The following is a 17,675-nucleotide window of genomic DNA, read 5'->3' as shown; positions in this document are numbered from 1 at the left end:
GCTAAAAAAGGGATGAAAACTAGTTGGTGAGGCGCACAATGGTGGCCCCAAACGCGTCTACCGACCCCAGCGAGTAGCCGTCCGCCAGCGACACATACTTGACGAAACTCCCGATGATTCCGCGGCAGCCCCCGGTGCAGGAAAGGCTTGAAGACACATAGGGACTTGAATTATGGAAACTTTCCGGAAGAGTGTTGTTCCCGCCGCTGAACTTCCACCCCGTCACTTTGAATGCGGCGAAGGACACAAGATGGTAGACAGCCCCGGCTCCCGAACCTGTTGCGACGTCGAAGACAGGGAGCAGAACTGTGATGTTCCCACCCGCGGTGATGGTATCGCCCCACTTTTGGAGCGTCGCAGGGCAGTTAGCCGGCGAACTGTTCCCCGAGGCACTACCGGCTTCGCTGGTGGCGAGGTTGATCGTGCTGCCACACAACCCGGCATCCTGGACGAGCCAGCCGAACCCCCCAGGCACGGCGGCGCCTGACGGGCCGTAATTGCAACTGGGGTTGGCGCCCGAGCCGTGTTCCTCAAGAAGTTGGAGGGCCCCGCCGATGTATCCCTGCACCTGGCAGATGGAATACGCGAGAGGAAAAGCGGTTCTGCCGGCGACTGCGCTCCCCCACTGAACGCTGGAGCTAGTCACAACGTTGCCCGTGCTGAAGCCAAGGACGCGCGCGAAGAAGAGCGAGACGGCGTTCGGCGCACCTCCCGCCTGCTGGGCTCCGGCGGTCACGGTGACTTTCCGGTTGCTCAGGTCCAGGTTGACTGACTTGATGTTGCCCAAACCGTTGTTGGCGTTTTTATTTGCCATGTCTGCGGCGATTTGGGATGTGGCCGAGCAATTCGGATCGCTCGTATTCGCGGCGCATGTCTGCGCCACGGCGAGAGCTGCGGCGTCGGATCCGTTCTGTACTTGCGCCCTTTCCGAGTAGAGCAGTCCCGCATCCACGGCGAGGGCGGCAAAGCCGAGCAACACCACCAGCAAGAGGGCGATAAGGACTGCGACCGCACCGCGTTCGCCGTCGCCGTCGTCGATCATCAGCCGCCGCATACCATGACTCCTACTCCTTGCATGGGGAAAGGCCCCGCGATTCCCGTGAGGGTGCTGAGGGTGTATTTGATGGTCACGGACATCTGGGCGCCGGACGTGCAGCTGGCCGGACTGAAGGTGAAGTTCGTGTCTGCCAGCTGTGGATTCAACGACACAGCAGCGTTCTTCGCCGCTGTCTTGGCGGCCGTTTGGTCATTCGAAATCGCCATGACGCGGACTCCTTCACGGGCTGCGTTTGAGAGCGACACCTGAACGTTGTAGGCCCTGCCGAATTCCATGATTCCCAGGAGCAGCATGATCAGGACTGGTGCCAGGATGGCGAACTCGACTGCCACAGCGCCGCGTTCGGATGCCCTGGCCATACTGTTGCCCTCCCAGAGAACGGATAGTTCGAATCAAGCAGAGTGGCGGCTGCCTGAATGCCGCCGCCACTCGGGAATTGCTTGGTGTGCTGTCGATGCCCTCCCGGGCACTTTACGGTGCGGCTCCTAGGCGCAGGTGCCGGTACCACCTGAAGTGGTGGCAGCCGTCCAGGCCTTGCCGCTGACGGAACACTGGACCTGGGAAAACGTCTCCCTGACCGTGCTGCCCAGCAGCGTGACAGCGACAATGATCACAACAGCGATGAGGGAAACCATGATCCCGTACTCGACGGCGGTGGCCCCGGTTTCATCACTTTGTGCCTGAGATGCGGACTTCAAGAAACTGGAAATCATTTGGGCTCCTGTCTGGTGCTAGCGATCTGGCACGTTGCGGGCTGAGCCGGCTCGAACCCGCCGAACGGACGGATTACTAGGCGCAAACGGAGGTGGCAGCCGTCCAGGTCTTGCCGCTCACGGAACACTGGACCTGGAGGAACGTGTTCTTGAGCGTCCCACCCAGCAGCGTGACGGCGACAATGATGACGACAGCGATGAGGGAAACCATGATGCCGTATTCAACGGCGGTGGCGCCCTTCTCGTCACGACGGATACGGGATGCGGCATTGGAGAAGAAAGCAAACATGTGAAACTCCTGAGCGAGTTGGGGGATGTGGGCTGGTCCAGCACCAACCCACTAGCAACGTAGCAACGCCCAACTCCCCATGGCGCAGTCCTTGGGACATCCTGTGGCAAGACTCGCTGTCCTGCGCATTTCTTGGGTTAAACCTAGGGAATTCCTGCGATCCTGGGCTGCCCTGCCGAGCGCGACCACAGGTGGGAAGACAGCGCAACTGCCCTGCCGCCGTCGGGCGCTGGCCGGCTGTTCGCGACACATCGACAGTGACGCTCGCTCACATATATGCCCAAATACTGGAACGCTCGCTCACACATATGGACAAAAGCAGGAACGCTCGCTCATATCAACTGAGCGAGCGTCTGGGGGCACCACCCCCAAAGTTGAGCGGACAGCGCAACTGCCCTGCCGCCGTCGGGCGTTGGCGGACCGGCCGCGGCACATCGACGGCGACGCTCGCTCACATATATGGCCAAAACCAGGAACGCTCGCTCATATCAACTGAGCGAGCGTCCGCCGAAAACCCCACATAAGTGAGCGAGCGTCTGGGGGCACCACCGCCGAAGGTGAGCGGACAGCGCAACTGCCCTGCCGCCGTCGGGCGTTGGCGGACCGGCCGCGGCACATCGACGGCGACGCTCGCTCACATATATGGCCAAAACCAGGAACGCTCGCTCATATCAACTGAGCGAGCGTCCGCCGAAAACCCCACATAAGTGAGCGAGCGTCTGGGGGCACCACCGCCGAAGGCGAGCGGACAGCGCAACGGGATTTCCGCCGTCGGGCACTCACGAACCAGCCCTGGCGTATCGAAGCGAACGCCTGCTCAAGTCAAGTGAGCGAGCGTCCGCCGAAAGCCCAACATAAGTGAGCGAGCGTCCGCCGAAAGCCCAACATAAGTGAGCGAGCGTCGGAGGGGGGCTAGCCGGCTGGGTGCTCGACGGTCACGGTGCCGGCGTCGCCGTCGACGGTGATTTGTTGGCCGCTCGTGAGCCGCTGGGTGGCGACTCCGGTGCCGAGCACAGCGGGGATGCCGTACTCCCGGGCCACGATGGAGCTGTGGCTCAACGGGCCGCCGACGTCGGTGACCACGGCGGAGGCCATGGCGAACAGCGACGTCCACGCGGGAGTGGTGATACGCGCAACCAGGACCTCTCCGGGCGCCATCTGGCCGAAATCCTGGGGCCCGCTCAGGACGCGCGCAGGTGCACTGACCCGGCCCGCACTGGCGCCGACCCCTTTGATGACGTCGCCCTGCTGGTCCTGGGAGCGTGCCGGCATCATTGATTCGAAGACGCGCTTCATCCAACGGGTCTCCGGCAGCAGTTGCGGGGCAGCCGCCTTGGCCTGGCCCCGCCAAAGCATCTTCCGCTCCTCGACGACGTCGGCACGGACGGGGCGCGCCGCCCCCGTAATTGCCACCGCCACCGGTGCGAGCGGTTCCGCCGTGCCCGGCGGTTGCGGCGCGGCGAGGCCGAACTCGACGGCGCTTTGCAGCTCCTGCTGGCGCAACCAGAACACGTCGGCGGGACGGGCGATGACGCCGGAGTAGACCAGCCGTTGTCCAAGTTCGAGCAGCATCCGCCGGATCAGCGGCCAGGCAAGCCCGACGTCGGCCAGGGCATCTTCGCGGACCGGTGCAGACTTCTGCGCCCACCGGAGCAGACGAATGAACGCGGCCCTTCGACTCCGTCCGAGCCGGGTCCGTCCGAGCCGGGTCCGTCCGAGCCGGGCGAGCATTCGCTCGGTTTGGTCCTCCCGCCGGGCGGCCGAGAGCCGCTGGCGCTCATGCGGGTCATTGCCCTGTCCCCGCAGGTAGAACTTCACCGTATCCAGCAGCGCCGAAGGATCGTCTGCCGGCACCGGGCTGGCAAAGTCCAGGTTGTAGACGGCATGGCCGAACCGATCGAGATGGGCCTGGAAACGCGGATGCCACTGCTGCCACAGGGCCGGGTCCATGCCGGCAGGTGGGAGCCAGCTGCGCTGCGCCTCGGCCAGTGCCGCCGTCGGTTGATTGAGGATCGCCGGGGCCAGCCCCTCAACTTCCCGGGCCCAGGCCGCGAGGTCGTACAAGGATTTCTCCGCAAGGATGGGTTCACTGTCGTAGCCGAGGAGGAATGTCTCGGCAGGGGGGTCTCCGGCGCGCCGGATGAGTTTGTCGTAATACGCCCGGAAGGAGATTTCGCTCGTGGCAGCGATCGGAATGACCGACTCCACTGCCGTGTAGTACACGGTTCCGGCGTCGAGCAACGTACGGACACCCTCAAACAATTCCTCTCCGGAAAGCTCTCCCGCGGACTTTGCCGACCAGTCCTTGAGCACATCCTTGTAGCGCGGATGCGAGAATTCACGCCAACCGCCCACGCCCATGTGTGCCTTGCCTTGAGCCAGGGCGACCATGGCCCCCGGCGCCTTGCCCATCACCCGCCACATTCCCGAGGTGCGGTAGTAGTAGTAGGCGTAACCGTTGATGGTGGGCAGTCCGACGTCGCCGTCCCTGACGACTTCGCTGCCTACGGCCTCGTTCATCAGGGCCTGGAGCGACCGAGTCACCGAGCCGTCAATGAGGTCGGCGAAGAGCGGCGAGAGCGGGTCCGGCAATTGCTCCACGATGCTCGCCCGAAAGTAGAGCCCCTTCGGGTAGGGCAACGGCCAGGTGTCCGGGGTGTCGGCTGCGGGTTCAGGCAGTGCCGTGATGGGCCGGGATTGCAGCATGAAGAAATTGCCATCGGCCCGTGCCCATTCGATGTCCTGCGGAGTTCCGAAGTAGTCCGCAATCCGGGATCCATAGCGGGCCAGCGCGGCTGCCGCTCCGTCGTCGAGCACGGCCCGGTTCCGAAGCACCGCCGGGACCGGCTGCTCCGCGGTCCCCCCTTGGTCCGGGGCGTGGCCGTCCGGGGCGCCCTCCGCCGCTTGATCCGGGGCGCCGCCGTCAGCGTAGACGGTCATGACTTCCTTGTCGGCGGTCCGGCGCGAGAGCACGCGGCCCGATCCCGCTTCGACAACAACGTCATCCGTGGTGACTGTTCCGCTGACCACGGACTCCCCCAGGCCCCACGCGGCACTGATCACGATCTGGTCGCGGCGCCCGTTGGCCGGATTGGCGGTGAACATGACCCCTGCCGCCTCGGCCTCGACCATCCGCTGGACCACTACCGCGAGGCGTACATCACCCAGTGCGATGCCTTCACGGTCCCGGTAGGCCATGGCTCGCGCCGTCCACAAGGAAGACCAGCAATCAAGGACTGCCGCATCCAGCGCTTCCGCCCCGCGGACGTTGAGGTAGGTTTCCTGCTGCCCGGCGAAGCTGGCCGAGGCAAGGTCCTCGGCAGTGGCGGAGGAGCGGACCGCTACCGGCGCGCCGTCGCCGCGGACTGCTACGGGCGCGCCGTCGTCGCGGTCGCCGTCGCGGTCGCCGTCGTCGGCACGGAGGCGTTCATACGCGGCGGCGAGCTCGTACGCGATCGCCGAAGGCATGGTGCCGCCGGTGAAAAGGGCACGGATTGCGGCCGAGGCGTCCTCGTAATCCTGCGGCGTCGCCTCCGACGGCAGCGCCGCCAACTCCTCGATGCGCGCCTGAAGGCCGTTGGCATCGACAAAAGCCTCATAGGCCGCGGTGGTCAGCACGAACCCCGGGGGGACCGGCAACCCGGCGCGAACAAGGTTGCCCAGCCCGACGCCCTTGCCGCCAGCCACGGCGACGTCGCCTGCTTGCACATCGGCGAAGTTGTAGATGTAGGTCATGACCGTCGCTCCTTGTCGCGGAGACGCCCTCATCGAGCCTGACTCACAACATACTGCCACGCCGCCGGGCGAGAGGCGATGGCTGCGCCAGCCGGCTTCTTACTGCGGGTCCAACGCGCGTTTTACGGCAGCCTGGTCGCAAGCCTGGAGAACACGAATGAACTCGTCCATTGCTTCCGGGCCCTGATCGGTGTCAGCCACGCGGACAAGGTGGGAGGCGAGGACCGCGACCTTGACGTTCGTCATGCTGCTACAACTCACGAGCAGTTTGAAGGCGGCCTCGGAGCTAAGGAGCAGCCGCCCCATCAGGATGCCGCGTGCCTGATTGATGACGCCCCGCGTCGCATTGGCACCCGCGACGGCGTCACGCGCCGCATGCTCGGTTTCCCGCCGCAGCGTGGACGTCAGGTCGACCGTGGTCCCCTCGAGCGCGACGGTCCCCGATGGGCCCAGTTGCGCGTTCCCCGCCGTCAGCACCCGACGGACATGTCCCTGCGCGTCAATGATCCGGTGGTAAATGCAGAAATGGCCGCCGTCGCGGAATACTTGAGCCAGGATCTCCATGGCCCGCGGCCTGTCATCCGGGTGCTTGTGCGACATCAGCAGCTCGAGCGTGGGCACTACTTCCCCTCGCTGGTAGCCGTGGAGGTTGAAGAGGCCGTCGGACCATTCCGCTTTCCCTGTGAGCGGGTCAAAGAGGAAGGTTCCGGCCAGAAACCCCGGGGCGCCCAGTGCACTTGAATATGTACGAGGGCTGTCCAACATGGCGCAAAGACTCATTTCCTAAGCGTGCTTATTAATTCAGGATAAGGGTCCAGAATACAACGCGCGCACGACGTCGGCGCCCACCATCGACCCACCGGCACCGACTCGGCACCGACTCGGCTCCGACGGGGCTCCGGCTCGGCTCCGGCGCTTGTTTCCCAGCCGGGCGTTTGTAGCGCCGGTACGGGAAACAAGCCCCGGTATGCGTTCAAATCAGCGCATGCGTTCAAATCAGCGGCTTAGTCCAAGGTTTAGTCCTTCACCACCACCTTGCCGGCCATTCCAAAGTAGTCGTGGAGTGCGCAGATGTAGTCATACACCCCTGCCTTGTTGAATGTCACGGTGAAGGTGACGCCTGGCGGCACGAGGCCCGAATTGAGCTGGCCGCCCGTGTAATTCGTCGGATCGCCCAGCGGCGGGAACGGATTGGCAGGCTCGGCACCGAAGGTAACGGTGTGCGGCTCGCCCATGCCGTTGTTCACGAAGCTCACTTTCTCACCAACGTGGATGACCACTTTAGGTTCGATGAACCGCATGACCATTGCCACGCCGTCGTCGGCCCCGGAAATCACGGTGTGGTTGTCCGCCTGGTCGCGGGCGTCGCTCCATTGCTGGAGGCCGTCACGGATGATGGCCTGTTCGGCCCGCTCTACCCGGTTGTTGTACTGCTCCTGGGTGTACGGGTAGTCCGTACCCTTGGCCCGCACGTGGATTGTACCCTTCTGGGCCGCGCCATGCACCAAGCAGTAATACGTGAAGTCGCCGGTATCCGGGAACTTCAAGGTATAGGAATCAACTTCGGCGAACCCGCTGTTCGAGACGTTCGACATCACACCGGAGTTGTAATAGGAGCGCCCGTCGTAGGACGTGCCGCCCTGCGCGGATATATAGAGGGGGCTGAAAGGATCAAAGGGTTGGGTGGACTCGATGGTTTGCCCCGAGGCCAGGAACGTGACCGTATGGATTTCGGCCGAGTTGGCCTCCCACGTGATTTTGTCGCCGGCATTGATGAAAATGTTCTTCGGCAGGAAGGACATTCCTTGGATGGCCTGGTCCGACGATTCGGAGCCGACCTGGACAGTCCAAGTCCTTGCGGATTTGCCACCGTCCGCGACCGCTGTGCCACTGAGTGCCACAGGCAACACCAGGGCAAGGAGCAAAATCATGAGCGCTCGAAGGCGCGGCAATATAAGGGGTTTTGGATGAGCAGTCATAAGACTCATTCCTTAGGAAAATCTTTGCTGACCGGCTGTTATAAGCCTGGAAATTTTGAGGCGCCGGAGACCATGGCGTCGTTTGACGGTGACTCGGTTTCCTGAACTTCCCTATGAACTTCAGCTCGCGGCTGCTGCCCATCCCCCGCATATGGCGCGGCGCCGCGACGTTGGGCCATGCAGGATCCTCCTTTGCTCGGAGGGATAACGTCCAGTTCCGTGGGCAAAAGAGCCCCCCATTGCGGAACGGATAGGGCACGGCAAAGCCGGCCCAGTGAAGGCGAGCGATTTATCTCCCATCGTGCTACCAGAACGTTATTTTGTCGAGACACTGGGACTGCATTCGGGCTACTTTTGTGGCCGAAATGAGGCCTTCCTGGATGCGTTTTTAACCCACCTGGGTGGTACTTTCCGGACATGGACAGACGACGGCGACTGTGGCTTGCGGCGGGCCTGGCAGTTTTGCTGGCGATCGTCGTGGTCCTTGCCGCAATCGTCGCCGGATCCGGCAGGACCTCATCCGGATCGTCGCCCTCAAGCGCTTCCGCGGGCGCAAGCGCTACCCGCACTCCGTCCCCCGCCAAGTCCCCCGCGCCAACCGCAGCCGCACCCGCCCCGCCGACAATCCCTGAGCTTCCCGCAACGCCCATGAACATCCTGGTGATCGGCAGCGACAGCCGCGCAAATGCCAGGGACCAAAACAACCAGACCGTCACAACAGGCCAGTCGTCGGACCAACGCTCGGATTGCCTGATGCTGATCCATGTTCCAGCGGACCGGCAAAAGGTCTACGGCATTTCGATCATGCGCGACAACTGGGTGAACATCCCGGGTTACGGTGCAGCCAAAATCAACGCCAGCCTCGAGGTGGGAGGGATCCCCCTGGTGGTCCAGACCGTCGAGACACTGCTGGGCACGCACATTGACCACACAGTCATGCTGGACTTCCAGGGCTTCAAGGTCCTCACGGATGCCCTCGGCGGGATCGACGTCAATGTCACGCTGCCCTTCACCGCCGACTTTGACACCCATCACGTTTTCGTTGCCGGCGTCAACCATTTGGACGGAGAGGCTGCCTTGGAGTTTGTCCGCGAGCGCTACGCGTTCGTGGATGGTGACTACCAGCGCGTCCGCAACCAACAAACGTTCCTCCATGCCCTTCTGACCAAGCTCAGAGGTGGAATCCAGACTCCCGCTGCCGTCCTGGGCCTGGTCAATTTCGCCACTAACTACCTCACCGTAGACCAGGGATACGACCCCGCAGCCGTGGCCATCCTGGCCTACGCACTCCGCACAGTGGATCCCGGCGCCTCAGTCTTCTTCACCCTTCCGACCGCCGGAACGGGCACTTCCGCGGACGGGCAATCCATTGTGGTGCCCGACTACGCAGGGATCGGGCAAGTGGCCGCGGCGCTGCGGGACGGAACCCTGCCGGAGTATGTGGCTGCCCACGGTTACTGAGGCAGCGCGGGCTACGCGTTTCCACTACTTGGAGGCTGCAAGCGCCTGCCGCCCACCACTCGAAAACTACTTGATCGAATATTTAACTAATCTTGAACAGAAGCTTGGGAAATCCTTGCGCCTTCCTAAAAATCCTGCCGGAAAGTAATGGTTATCGGACAGCAAAGTCCCGGTCTCCCGGGCTTCAAGAAACGGATATCATCATGGGTCTCAACCTGAAAACCACCACCGGTAAAGTCATTGCTTCCCTGGCCCTGGTCGGCACAGCTGCCGGCGTGGCGGGACTCGGAACCTACGGTGCCTTCACCTCCAGCACTTCCGCCAGCAACGCCGTTGCCTCCGGCATCGTGAACATCGCCCTCGGCACCGCAGGCACCACCGGGAACCGGCTCAGCGTCGCCGCTTCCGGCATGGTCCCCGGTGACACCGTGCAGCGCACAGCCACCCTGAGCAACGCCGCCGGAAACCAGGCACTGTCAGCGATCACCCTCACCACCTCGGCCCTGCCCACCTCCTTGCTGGACACCAACACCACCATGGGCCTGCAGGTCGTCGTCGATGCCTGCTCCGTCCCTTGGACCGAGGCCGGCACCGCGCCCGCTTACACCTACACTTGCTCCGGCACCACCACCAGCGTCCTGGCCAGCCGCCCCGTTATCGGCGCCAACATGGCCCTGGCCAACCTGACCTCGGTCACCGCGGGCCAGACCGATGACCTGCGGGTCACGCTGACACTGCCGGCCACGGCTGACAACACCCTCCAGAGCCAGAGCAGCACCATCGCATTCAACTTCACGGGCACGCAGCGCACCGCAACCAACAAGTAGCCCGCACCCAAGCCAGCCCTCCGCCGTCGACCCCCCTGAAAAACGACGGCGGAGGGCCTCCTACATGAACGGAGACCCAGCCATGACCGCATCACTGGTCCGCCACCGGCGGGTCTCCCGGACAGCCACAACAACGACGGCGACACCCGGCTCCGAGAAGCCCGGCACCGACAAGAACCGGGGCATTGGGTCGAGGGTTGTCCAGTTTTTCGTGCGGTTCATCGCTAGCACGGTGATGGTGGCGGCCATCGCGACGTTCCTGTTCCTCGCCGTCGGGCCCCGCATCCTTGGCTACCAGACCAGCACGATGCTCACGGGCTCCATGTCGCCGCTGATCAACCCGGGAGACGTCGTTGTCACTGTTCCCGTCGCGGTCAAAGACCTGAAGGTCGGGGACATCATCACGTACCACATTCCGGTGGAGGACCAGCGTGTGGAGACCCACCGGATCATTGACCTGGCAGTCAACAGCCAAGGCACCGCGACCGTTCGTACCAAGGGCGATGCCAACAACGGCGCCGACCCCTGGACAGCAACGTTGGCTGGTGGCCAGGTTGACCGTCAAGTCTTCACGATTCCCTACCTCGGCAACGCGATCCGTGCTCTTCGTGATCCCATCGTCTTGAAAGTCCTGATGTATGGCGCCCCGGCTGCCTTGGTGGTCATGCTCCTCGTGTCCATTTGGCGGAAAAAGCCTGAAGCTGACGACGCCGCTGTGGACGCCGGCGCTGCTGAACGGGCCCTGCCGGCCTTTGACCGCCGCCCCCTGAAGCGCCTGGCACGGGAGATGAAGAGCAAGGAGGCCGCCGAGAAGTTCGCGGCTGCCTACGCCAGGCTGCTGCCCCAGCGGGTGGACAAGATCAGCCACGCCCTGAGCACCGGCAACAGTGACCTCGCGATGGATGCGGTGCTCAGCCTGAAAACCAGCTCCTCCATGGTGGGGGCGCTCCGGATGGAACAGCACTGCGTCCGCCTGGAACGTGCCCTGGTCATGACCGATCACAGCGCGGCGGTTCAAGCCGGGGAAGAAGTACGGCAGCACCAGCCGCAGTTGGAAAAAGCCCTGGGCGGTCACACCGCCCGACGCGCTGCATGAGATCCTCGAAGAACCGAACCGGGTGCCCTGCCCTTACCGCCTGAAACCGGTAAGAATGGAATGGACCACCGGGCCTGACAGAAAGCCGCTGACCTTGCGTAGAAGCCGGAGCACCGCCGACGTCGCGCAGACGCCTGCGTTCGGCCGAGTCGCCGCGGTTCTGGCAGCGGCTGCCGTACTGGTTTTCGCACCCGGCATCGCCCAAGCTGCTTTCAATTCGTCCGCGGGCGCTTCGCAGCCCGTGTCTTCCGCCACCCTGGCGTCGACCGCCACGGTCAGCGCGAGTTGCCAAGGATCGAACCTCACCATCAGCGTCACAGACTGGGCATTGACGGATCCCCGCTTCCAGGGACAATTCACCGTCACCTCGATCCTCGGGATCGTCGTCTTTACGGGCAGCAGCAATCAAAGCGGCGGCGGAACCTACACCGCGAAAATCGTTCCCCACCTTGGAACCTGGAACTGGTCCGTCCAAAACCAATATGCGGTCCCCGGGACCAGCAACGTCTGGACCGGCACGGCCAAGACGGGCCAATTCACCTGCACCTAAGCGCGCACCGCTACCCCCATTGCTACCCCCGCAGCGAACGCGGGCGCGGATGTCGTACAGCCTCTATATATTGAGAGCATGACCCAGACTTCCGGTTCCGCCCAGCCATCCCACGTCGACGGCCCAACGGCCCCCGTCGCCAAGAAGGTGCCGCACACGCGCGAGCACCACGGCGATGTTTTCGTGGACAACTACGAATGGCTGCGGGACAAGGAATCCTCCGAGGTCGTTGAGCATTTGAAGGCTGAAAACGCCTACCAGGAGGCCGTCACCGCGCACCAGGAACCGCTGCGGGAGGCCATCTTCCAGGAAATCAAGGGACGCACCCAGGAGACGGACCTCTCGGTCCCTAGCCGCAAGGACGATTGGTGGTACTACACCCGCTCCGTTGAGGGCAAGGAGTACGGCATCCTGTGCCGTTTCCGGGCTGCAAACTCGGGCGACGCAGTAGCGGACTGGACTCCGCCGGCGGTGGAACCCGGCGTCGAACTCCAGGGCGAAGAAGTCTTGCTGGACGGCAATGCCGAGGCGGAAGGCAAGCCGTTCTTCTCGATTGGCGGCACCGCCGTGACCCGGGACGGCAACCTCTATGCCTACGCTGTGGACAATTCCGGCGAGGAACGCTTCACGCTCCGCATCAAGGACCTGCGGACGGGCGAACTGCTGCCCGACGTCATCGAGAACATTTTCTACGGTGTGGCCTTCTCCCCCGATGGCACCCGGATCTTCTACACCGTGGTGGACGATTCCTGGCGCCCGTACCAGGTGAAGTCGCACGTCTTGGGCACGCCTGTCAGCGAGGACGAGGTGATCTACCAAGAGGACGACGTCGCCATGTGGCTCGGATTCGAGCTCTCCTCCGACCGGAGGTACCTCGTGTTGAGCATCGGCTGCTCGGAATTCAGCGAGACGCGCCTGCTGCGCTTTGACGACTTCGACGCCGGCCTGTCCACCGTGATTTCCCGCGATGAACGCATCCTCTACGAGGCCGAGCCGTTCCTCCTTGACGGCGCCGATGGACGAAAAGCGGAGACCATCCTCCTGACCCACAACAAAGACGCCATCAACTCGATGGTGTCCATCGCGGACCCGGCCGAGTTCGCCAAGCCCCTGGCCGAGCAGCACTGGCGCACCGTCGTCGAGCATTCCGACGCCGTTCGCGTCAACGGGGCCGGCGTCACCTCGACGCATCTGGTGGTGGCGGTACGGCAGGACACGATCGAACGCGTGCAGGTGCTGCCCCTCGCCGGGCTGGGAACCGCGGCGCAGCTTGCGGCCGTGGAGCCCGCCTTCGACGAGGAGCTGTACACCGCCGGCGTGGCGGGTTCGGACTACGAGGCCCCGGTGATCCGGATCGGCTACACCTCCTTCTTCACGCCGTCGCGGGTGTACGACTTCGTGCTGCCCACCACGGCGCTGCCGCACGGCGAACTGCTGCTGCGGAAGGAAAGCCCGGTGCTGGGCGGCTACACCGCGTCCGACTACGTGGCCACCCGGGAATGGGCGACGGCGGCGGACGGCACGCGCGTCCCGCTGTCCGTGCTGCGGCACGCCTCCCTTACGCAAGACTCAAGCGCTGCAGGCCTGGTCTACGGCTATGGCTCGTACGAGGTCAGCATGGATCCCGGCTTCGGCGTGGCACGTTTGTCCCTCCTCGACCGCGGAATCGTCATGGTGATCGCCCACATCCGCGGCGGCGGCGAGCTCGGCCGGCGCTGGTACGACGACGGCAAGAAACTCAACAAGAAGAACACCTTCACGGACTTCATCGCCGCAACAGACTGGCTTTCACAGTCCGGCTGGGTGGCGCCGGAGCGGATCGCCGCCATGGGTGGCTCCGCAGGCGGCCTGCTGATGGGAGCCGTGGCCAACCTTGCACCGGAAAAGTACGCGGCGATCGTGGCCGCCGTGCCCTTCGTGGACGCGCTCAACACCATCCTGGACCCGGAACTGCCGCTCTCCGCGCTTGAGTGGGAGGAGTGGGGCAATCCCATTACAGATTCCGAGGTGTACGAGTACATGAAGTCCTACACTCCGTACGAGAACGTCCGCGCCGTTCCGTACCCGCGGATCGCTGCTGTCACGTCCTTCAACGACACCCGCGTGTTCTACGTGGAACCCGCCAAGTGGGTCCAAGTGCTGCGCTCGGAGACCACCGGCACGGCGCCGATCGTGATGAAGATCGAGATGGACGGCGGACACGGCGGAGCCTCAGGACGATACGTGCAGTGGCGCGAGCGCGCCTGGGACTATGCCTTCGTCGCGGACTCGCTCGGCACCGTCGAACTCCTGCCCGGGGCAGGGCTCAAGTAACGTTCTCGATAGTAGGCTCTCCAAATGGGGGCCGAACCGGACAGTAGGAGCGTAGCTTGACTAACGACGAATCGGTGCCAAACCGTGCTTTGGTGGCCGACCCTGACCCGGCCCGTCTCGCCGAGACGGTTGCCGCGCTCACCGCGGCGGGGTTCATGGTTCGTTCAGCGCCCGACGCCGGTTCGCTTGCGGCCGCGGTGGAAAGCGAACCGAGCGACGTGCTGGTGGTAGACAACGGCCTCCGCGAGTTCCTCCCCCGGAATGACGCCCCGGTTTTGCTCTTGTTGGATCCCGAGGACGAGCTGGATGTTGCTGCCCTGGAAGCCTGGACCATTGCGGATTTTGCCTACCGGGGCCAGCCGCCCGCCTTTCGGGCACACAGGGCCCTGGTACTGATAGCCCGTGCCGCCGAACGGACGCGCCGCCGTTCCGAAGCCGAGTCGCTGCGGGAAAGCCTGCGGAAAGTGTCCGCGGCGATCCGGTCCACCATTGATCCGGGCCAGATTGCCCGGCATCTGGTGAATGGAATCGGCGAGGCCCTGGGCGCAGAACACGTCTGGTTCACCACGTTCCCGGACACACGTGTGCCGCAAGTGAGCGCCGAATGGAACGCGCCAGGATTGGTACCCGGAGTCCTTCCGGGCGAACTCACCGACGACATCGCCACGTTCGAGCTGGCGGAACGATTGTGGGCAGAAGCGGAGGTGCAGCCGCTGCCGAAAAGGGCTCTCGCGGGTGCGCTGGGTGGTGCGGGTGACTCCGGTGGTGCGGGTGCGCCGTCGGCCTCTGTTGTGGTGCCGGTAGGCGAGGGAGATCTCGTTCTGGGCGTCATCTGGATCGCCCGCCCGGACACGGCGCAGGAATGGACCCGGGCGGAAATAGGCCTGATTCAGCACGTCTCGGGCAACTTGGCGTATGGCCTGATGCAGAGCCACCTGATCGGTGCGCAACAGCAAGTCATGTACAAGCTCCAGGAACTCGACCAGGCCAAGACCGATTTCCTCACCACTGTGAACCACGAACTTCGAACCCCACTGACGTCCATCACGGCCTATCTGGACATGATCCGCGCTGGCGCCGGTGGACCGCTTCCTGCGGGTGTCGGGCGGATGGTCGACGTCATTTCACGGAATGCCGAGCGCCTCCGACGGCTGATCGAAGACATGCTCACCGTCTCGCACCAGGACACTTCCGGCGACCTCCAATTGAGCCGCGTGAATGTGGGCACCCTGCTGAGGCTTGTTGTTTCGACGTTGCAGCCGCTCGCCGACGCCCGTTCACTGTCACTTACCGTGATGCATGCGCCAGGAACCGTGACCGTCCAGGCCGACGAGGCCAAGCTCGAGCAGGTCTTCGCGAACATCATCAGTAACGCGATCAAGTTCACGCCCGACGGCGGCCACGTCGCCGTCAGCAGCGGGATCACCTCGGATCCAGACACAGTTCCCAGCGTGATCGTGCGCGTGGAGGACACCGGCGTCGGGATCCCCGAAACGGAAATCGACCAGGTATTCACACGATTCTTCCGCGCCTCAAACGCGTCCACCGCGGCCATCCCCGGGAGCGGACTTGGCCTGGCGATAGCCCACGACATTGTGGAACGCCATTCCGGCCTGCTCGATGTCAAGTCCGCCCTCGGCGTGGGAACCACGGTTTCAGTCCGGCTCCCCCTGGAAACGGAGAGCTAAAAAGAACACCGCCCCTGGGCGGTGGCCCGAGGCGGTGCGTGGAACTTTCTTGTCCGTCCGCCCAAGTAGCTGGCAGTAGATGCCGTTATGAGGCTTCTAAACGGCATCTAATGCGAGCTAGTTGGGCCACCAACCGATTTGCGCGTAGTGGACAGGGTCGGTCACAACAGGGACGGTGGTAACCGTCGTTACTGTGGTGCTCGTGGTGTCGTGCTTCGGGGCGGCATTGGCAGGAGTGACAAATCCGCCAATAGCGAGCAGGCCCGTCATGAGAAGTGTTGCGGCGAATTTTTTCATGCATTGCTCCTTTGAGCCGTAAAAATCCGAAAGGTGACTTTCTCAGCGTAAAGAGCGTTGTTAAAGGTTCCCTTAAGATCAGCTCAGTTTTCCGAAGTCTTTGCCGCTAGGCGGTAACCGACGCCACGCACAGTTTCCACCCACCGCGGCGACTGCGCCGAATCGCCGAGCTTCCGCCGCAGATTGGCGATGTGTACCTGGATTGCGCGCTCTTCGGACTCGCTGACGTAGCCTCCGGTTTCGTACTCCCTGGCGTGGAGCCAGCGGGCGAGCCCCGTGGTGCTTCGGACTACGCGTCCTGCCTCCATGAGGGCCTGAAGGAGGTCGAACTCGGTGCGGGTCAGTTGCACCTCTTCGGTACCCACCCGGGTGGTCCGCGTGGCCACGTCCAGGTAAAGGCCGTTGTGTTCCAGGCCTGATGGCTCGGTCCCCGGCAGCACGGGCGTGGGTGCGGTTGGTGCGTTCAGAGCCGGAGCCGGCGACAGCTCCGCCGTCGTGCTCCCTCCGGAACTGCTCAAAAGCTTGCTGCCGCGCGGCCGGCGGAGGAGCGTCTCAACCCGGGCCAGGAGCTCGCGGGGGCGGAAGGGCTTGGTGACAAAGTCGTCCGCGCCGACGGCCAGCCCTTGAAGTGTGTCCACCTCGCGCGCGCGGGCCGTGAGCATGATGATGTAGGCGTCACTGAACTCCCGGACGCGGCGGGTGACCTCGATCCCATCAATGTCGGGCAGGCCGAGGTCCAAGGTAATCACGTCCGGGTTGTGAAGGCGGACTGCATCGACGCCATCAAGACCGTTCCCGGCCGCGTAAACCTCTAGGCCTGATGCTTCGAGAACGGCATGGACCACCTCACGAATGTCATCGTCATCCTCGATTACTACAGCCACGCCCGGTGCGCCCACGTCAAGATCCCCATCTCTTATGCTCAGCCCACCTTAACACCAGCAGCGCCTGCTACCCTCGCGCATTTCAGCGTAAGTCCGTTTCCCCTTGAAGCCGCGGCTATTTCCGGGCGCGCCACTCAGCTGATCTGGAGCTCGCGCCTCACGAACGCGATAAGCAGGCTCCGCGATGTTTCCACCGGCAGGGATGAACCTCGTGCATAGCATTGGACGGCGAGGCCATCCACCATGGCGGCAGTTTCAATGGCGAAGCTCCGGGGATCGTCGCAGACGAAAGATCCCTCGCTGACGCCACGTTCGGTAATCTCGCGCAGCGCGCTGCGCCAGCCGTCGTAGTGTTCGCTCATCCAGCGCCCGTAGGCTTCGTCCCTGGCCGCAGCGGACCAGAAGTCGAACCAGATCAGCCAATGCCGGCGGGAGTTCGCGTCGGAGCCGAACATTCCCTCCAGGAAATACAACAGTTCCTTGGTGGGGTCGCCGGACCCCCTGGCGCTCTCCTGGAGCGGAACGTAGAAGTCCGCGGTTTCTGCCTTGACTACTTCCATCAGGACTTCGTCGAGACTCTTGAAATGGTAGGTGATGGTCCCGGGTGACACTCCGCATGCCTTTGAAATGTCGCGGATAAGGACATTGAACAACCCCTTGTCCGCGATCAGGTCCCGTGCGGCGTCAACCACCAGCTGACGCCGCACTTCAGTAGGGTGCCGCTGCCGTTCGCCGACAGTCTTGGCGCGGGGCCGCTCTTCGTGGTCCTTGGCGGTAGTTGTCATG

16 protein-coding genes are annotated in these 17,675 nt (G+C 63.7%); 6 read left to right on the top strand and 10 right to left on the bottom strand.

The genetic code is table 11. The features are described 5' to 3' along the window. Positions 1-19: 19 nt before the first annotated feature. The 7 genes from NFJ07_RS21000 to NFJ07_RS20970 all read right to left on the bottom strand — a co-directional run bounded on the left by NFJ07_RS21000 (position 20) and on the right by NFJ07_RS20970 (position 7,773). Entirely contained in the window at positions 20-1,054 is a 1,035-nt protein-coding gene (locus tag NFJ07_RS21000) for a Tad domain-containing protein (RefSeq protein ID WP_269997517.1), read from the bottom strand. Continuing rightward, positions 1,042-1,416, bottom strand: a complete 375-nt coding sequence (locus NFJ07_RS20995; RefSeq protein ID WP_269997515.1) for a TadE/TadG family type IV pilus assembly protein — start codon at positions 1,414-1,416, stop codon at positions 1,042-1,044. The genes NFJ07_RS21000 and NFJ07_RS20995 overlap by 13 nt, the downstream gene beginning before the upstream one ends. A gap of 126 nt (positions 1,417-1,542) precedes the next feature. Continuing rightward, entirely contained in the window at positions 1,543-1,770 is a 228-nt protein-coding gene (locus NFJ07_RS20990; RefSeq protein WP_269997513.1) for a Flp family type IVb pilin, read from the bottom strand. Between the two features lie 76 nt (positions 1,771-1,846). Then, the gene (locus NFJ07_RS20985) at positions 1,847-2,059 is read right to left on the bottom strand and encodes a Flp family type IVb pilin (protein WP_269997510.1); all 213 of its coding nucleotides are present in this window, start codon (positions 2,057-2,059) and stop codon (positions 1,847-1,849) included. A 912-nt stretch (positions 2,060-2,971) separates the two neighbouring features. Beyond that, on the bottom strand, positions 2,972-5,794 hold the full coding sequence (locus NFJ07_RS20980) for a PEP/pyruvate-binding domain-containing protein (protein ID WP_269997508.1): 2,823 nt from the start codon (positions 5,792-5,794) through the stop codon (positions 2,972-2,974). Positions 5,795-5,893: 99 nt separating this feature from the next. Next, a complete protein-coding gene (locus NFJ07_RS20975) occupies positions 5,894-6,574 on the bottom strand; it encodes a PAS and ANTAR domain-containing protein (protein ID WP_269997506.1) in 681 nt (226 codons plus the stop codon). A 236-nt stretch (positions 6,575-6,810) separates the two neighbouring features. Further along, positions 6,811-7,773, bottom strand: coding sequence for a plastocyanin/azurin family copper-binding protein (locus tag NFJ07_RS20970; RefSeq protein WP_269997504.1), 963 nt, complete (start codon positions 7,771-7,773; stop codon positions 6,811-6,813). A 417-nt stretch (positions 7,774-8,190) separates the two neighbouring features. Here NFJ07_RS20970 and NFJ07_RS20965 point away from each other — a divergent pair, with 417 nt between their 5' ends. The 6 genes from NFJ07_RS20965 (at position 8,191) to NFJ07_RS20940 (ending at position 15,708) form a co-directional block, all read left to right on the top strand. Continuing rightward, positions 8,191-9,234: an LCP family protein gene (locus tag NFJ07_RS20965; RefSeq protein ID WP_269997503.1), complete on the top strand. Its 1,044-nt coding sequence runs from the start codon at positions 8,191-8,193 to the stop codon at positions 9,232-9,234. A 203-nt stretch (positions 9,235-9,437) separates the two neighbouring features. After that, complete coding sequence (locus NFJ07_RS20960) at positions 9,438-10,061, top strand: TasA family protein (RefSeq protein ID WP_269997502.1); 624 nt, start codon at positions 9,438-9,440, stop codon at positions 10,059-10,061. A gap of 82 nt (positions 10,062-10,143) precedes the next feature. Then, entirely contained in the window at positions 10,144-11,157 is a 1,014-nt protein-coding gene (locus NFJ07_RS20955; RefSeq protein WP_269997500.1) for a signal peptidase I, read from the top strand. A 94-nt stretch (positions 11,158-11,251) separates the two neighbouring features. Continuing rightward, on the top strand, positions 11,252-11,707 hold the full coding sequence (locus NFJ07_RS20950; RefSeq protein ID WP_269997498.1) for a hypothetical protein: 456 nt from the start codon (positions 11,252-11,254) through the stop codon (positions 11,705-11,707). 78 nt (positions 11,708-11,785) lie between these two features. Beyond that, complete coding sequence (locus NFJ07_RS20945) at positions 11,786-14,020, top strand: S9 family peptidase (RefSeq protein ID WP_269997496.1); 2,235 nt, start codon at positions 11,786-11,788, stop codon at positions 14,018-14,020. 56 nt (positions 14,021-14,076) lie between these two features. Beyond that, the gene (locus tag NFJ07_RS20940; RefSeq protein ID WP_269997494.1) at positions 14,077-15,708 is read left to right on the top strand and encodes a GAF domain-containing sensor histidine kinase; all 1,632 of its coding nucleotides are present in this window, start codon (positions 14,077-14,079) and stop codon (positions 15,706-15,708) included. A 117-nt stretch (positions 15,709-15,825) separates the two neighbouring features. Here NFJ07_RS20940 and NFJ07_RS20935 read toward each other — a convergent pair whose 3' ends face one another. The 3 genes from NFJ07_RS20935 to NFJ07_RS20925 form a co-directional block, all read right to left on the bottom strand. Continuing rightward, complete coding sequence (locus NFJ07_RS20935; protein ID WP_269997493.1) at positions 15,826-16,005, bottom strand: hypothetical protein; 180 nt, start codon at positions 16,003-16,005, stop codon at positions 15,826-15,828. Between the two features lie 83 nt (positions 16,006-16,088). Beyond that, on the bottom strand, positions 16,089-16,889 hold the full coding sequence (locus NFJ07_RS20930) for a response regulator transcription factor (protein ID WP_269997492.1): 801 nt from the start codon (positions 16,887-16,889) through the stop codon (positions 16,089-16,091). Positions 16,890-17,023: 134 nt separating this feature from the next. After that, a complete protein-coding gene (locus tag NFJ07_RS20925) occupies positions 17,024-17,674 on the bottom strand; it encodes a TetR/AcrR family transcriptional regulator (protein WP_269997490.1) in 651 nt (216 codons plus the stop codon). Position 17,675 lies beyond the last annotated feature (1 nt).

Source organism: Arthrobacter sp. B2a2-09 (assembly GCF_027587375.1).
Taxonomy (GTDB): domain Bacteria; phylum Actinomycetota; class Actinomycetes; order Actinomycetales; family Micrococcaceae; genus Arthrobacter.
This window is presented reverse-complemented; position numbering and strand designations above follow the sequence as displayed.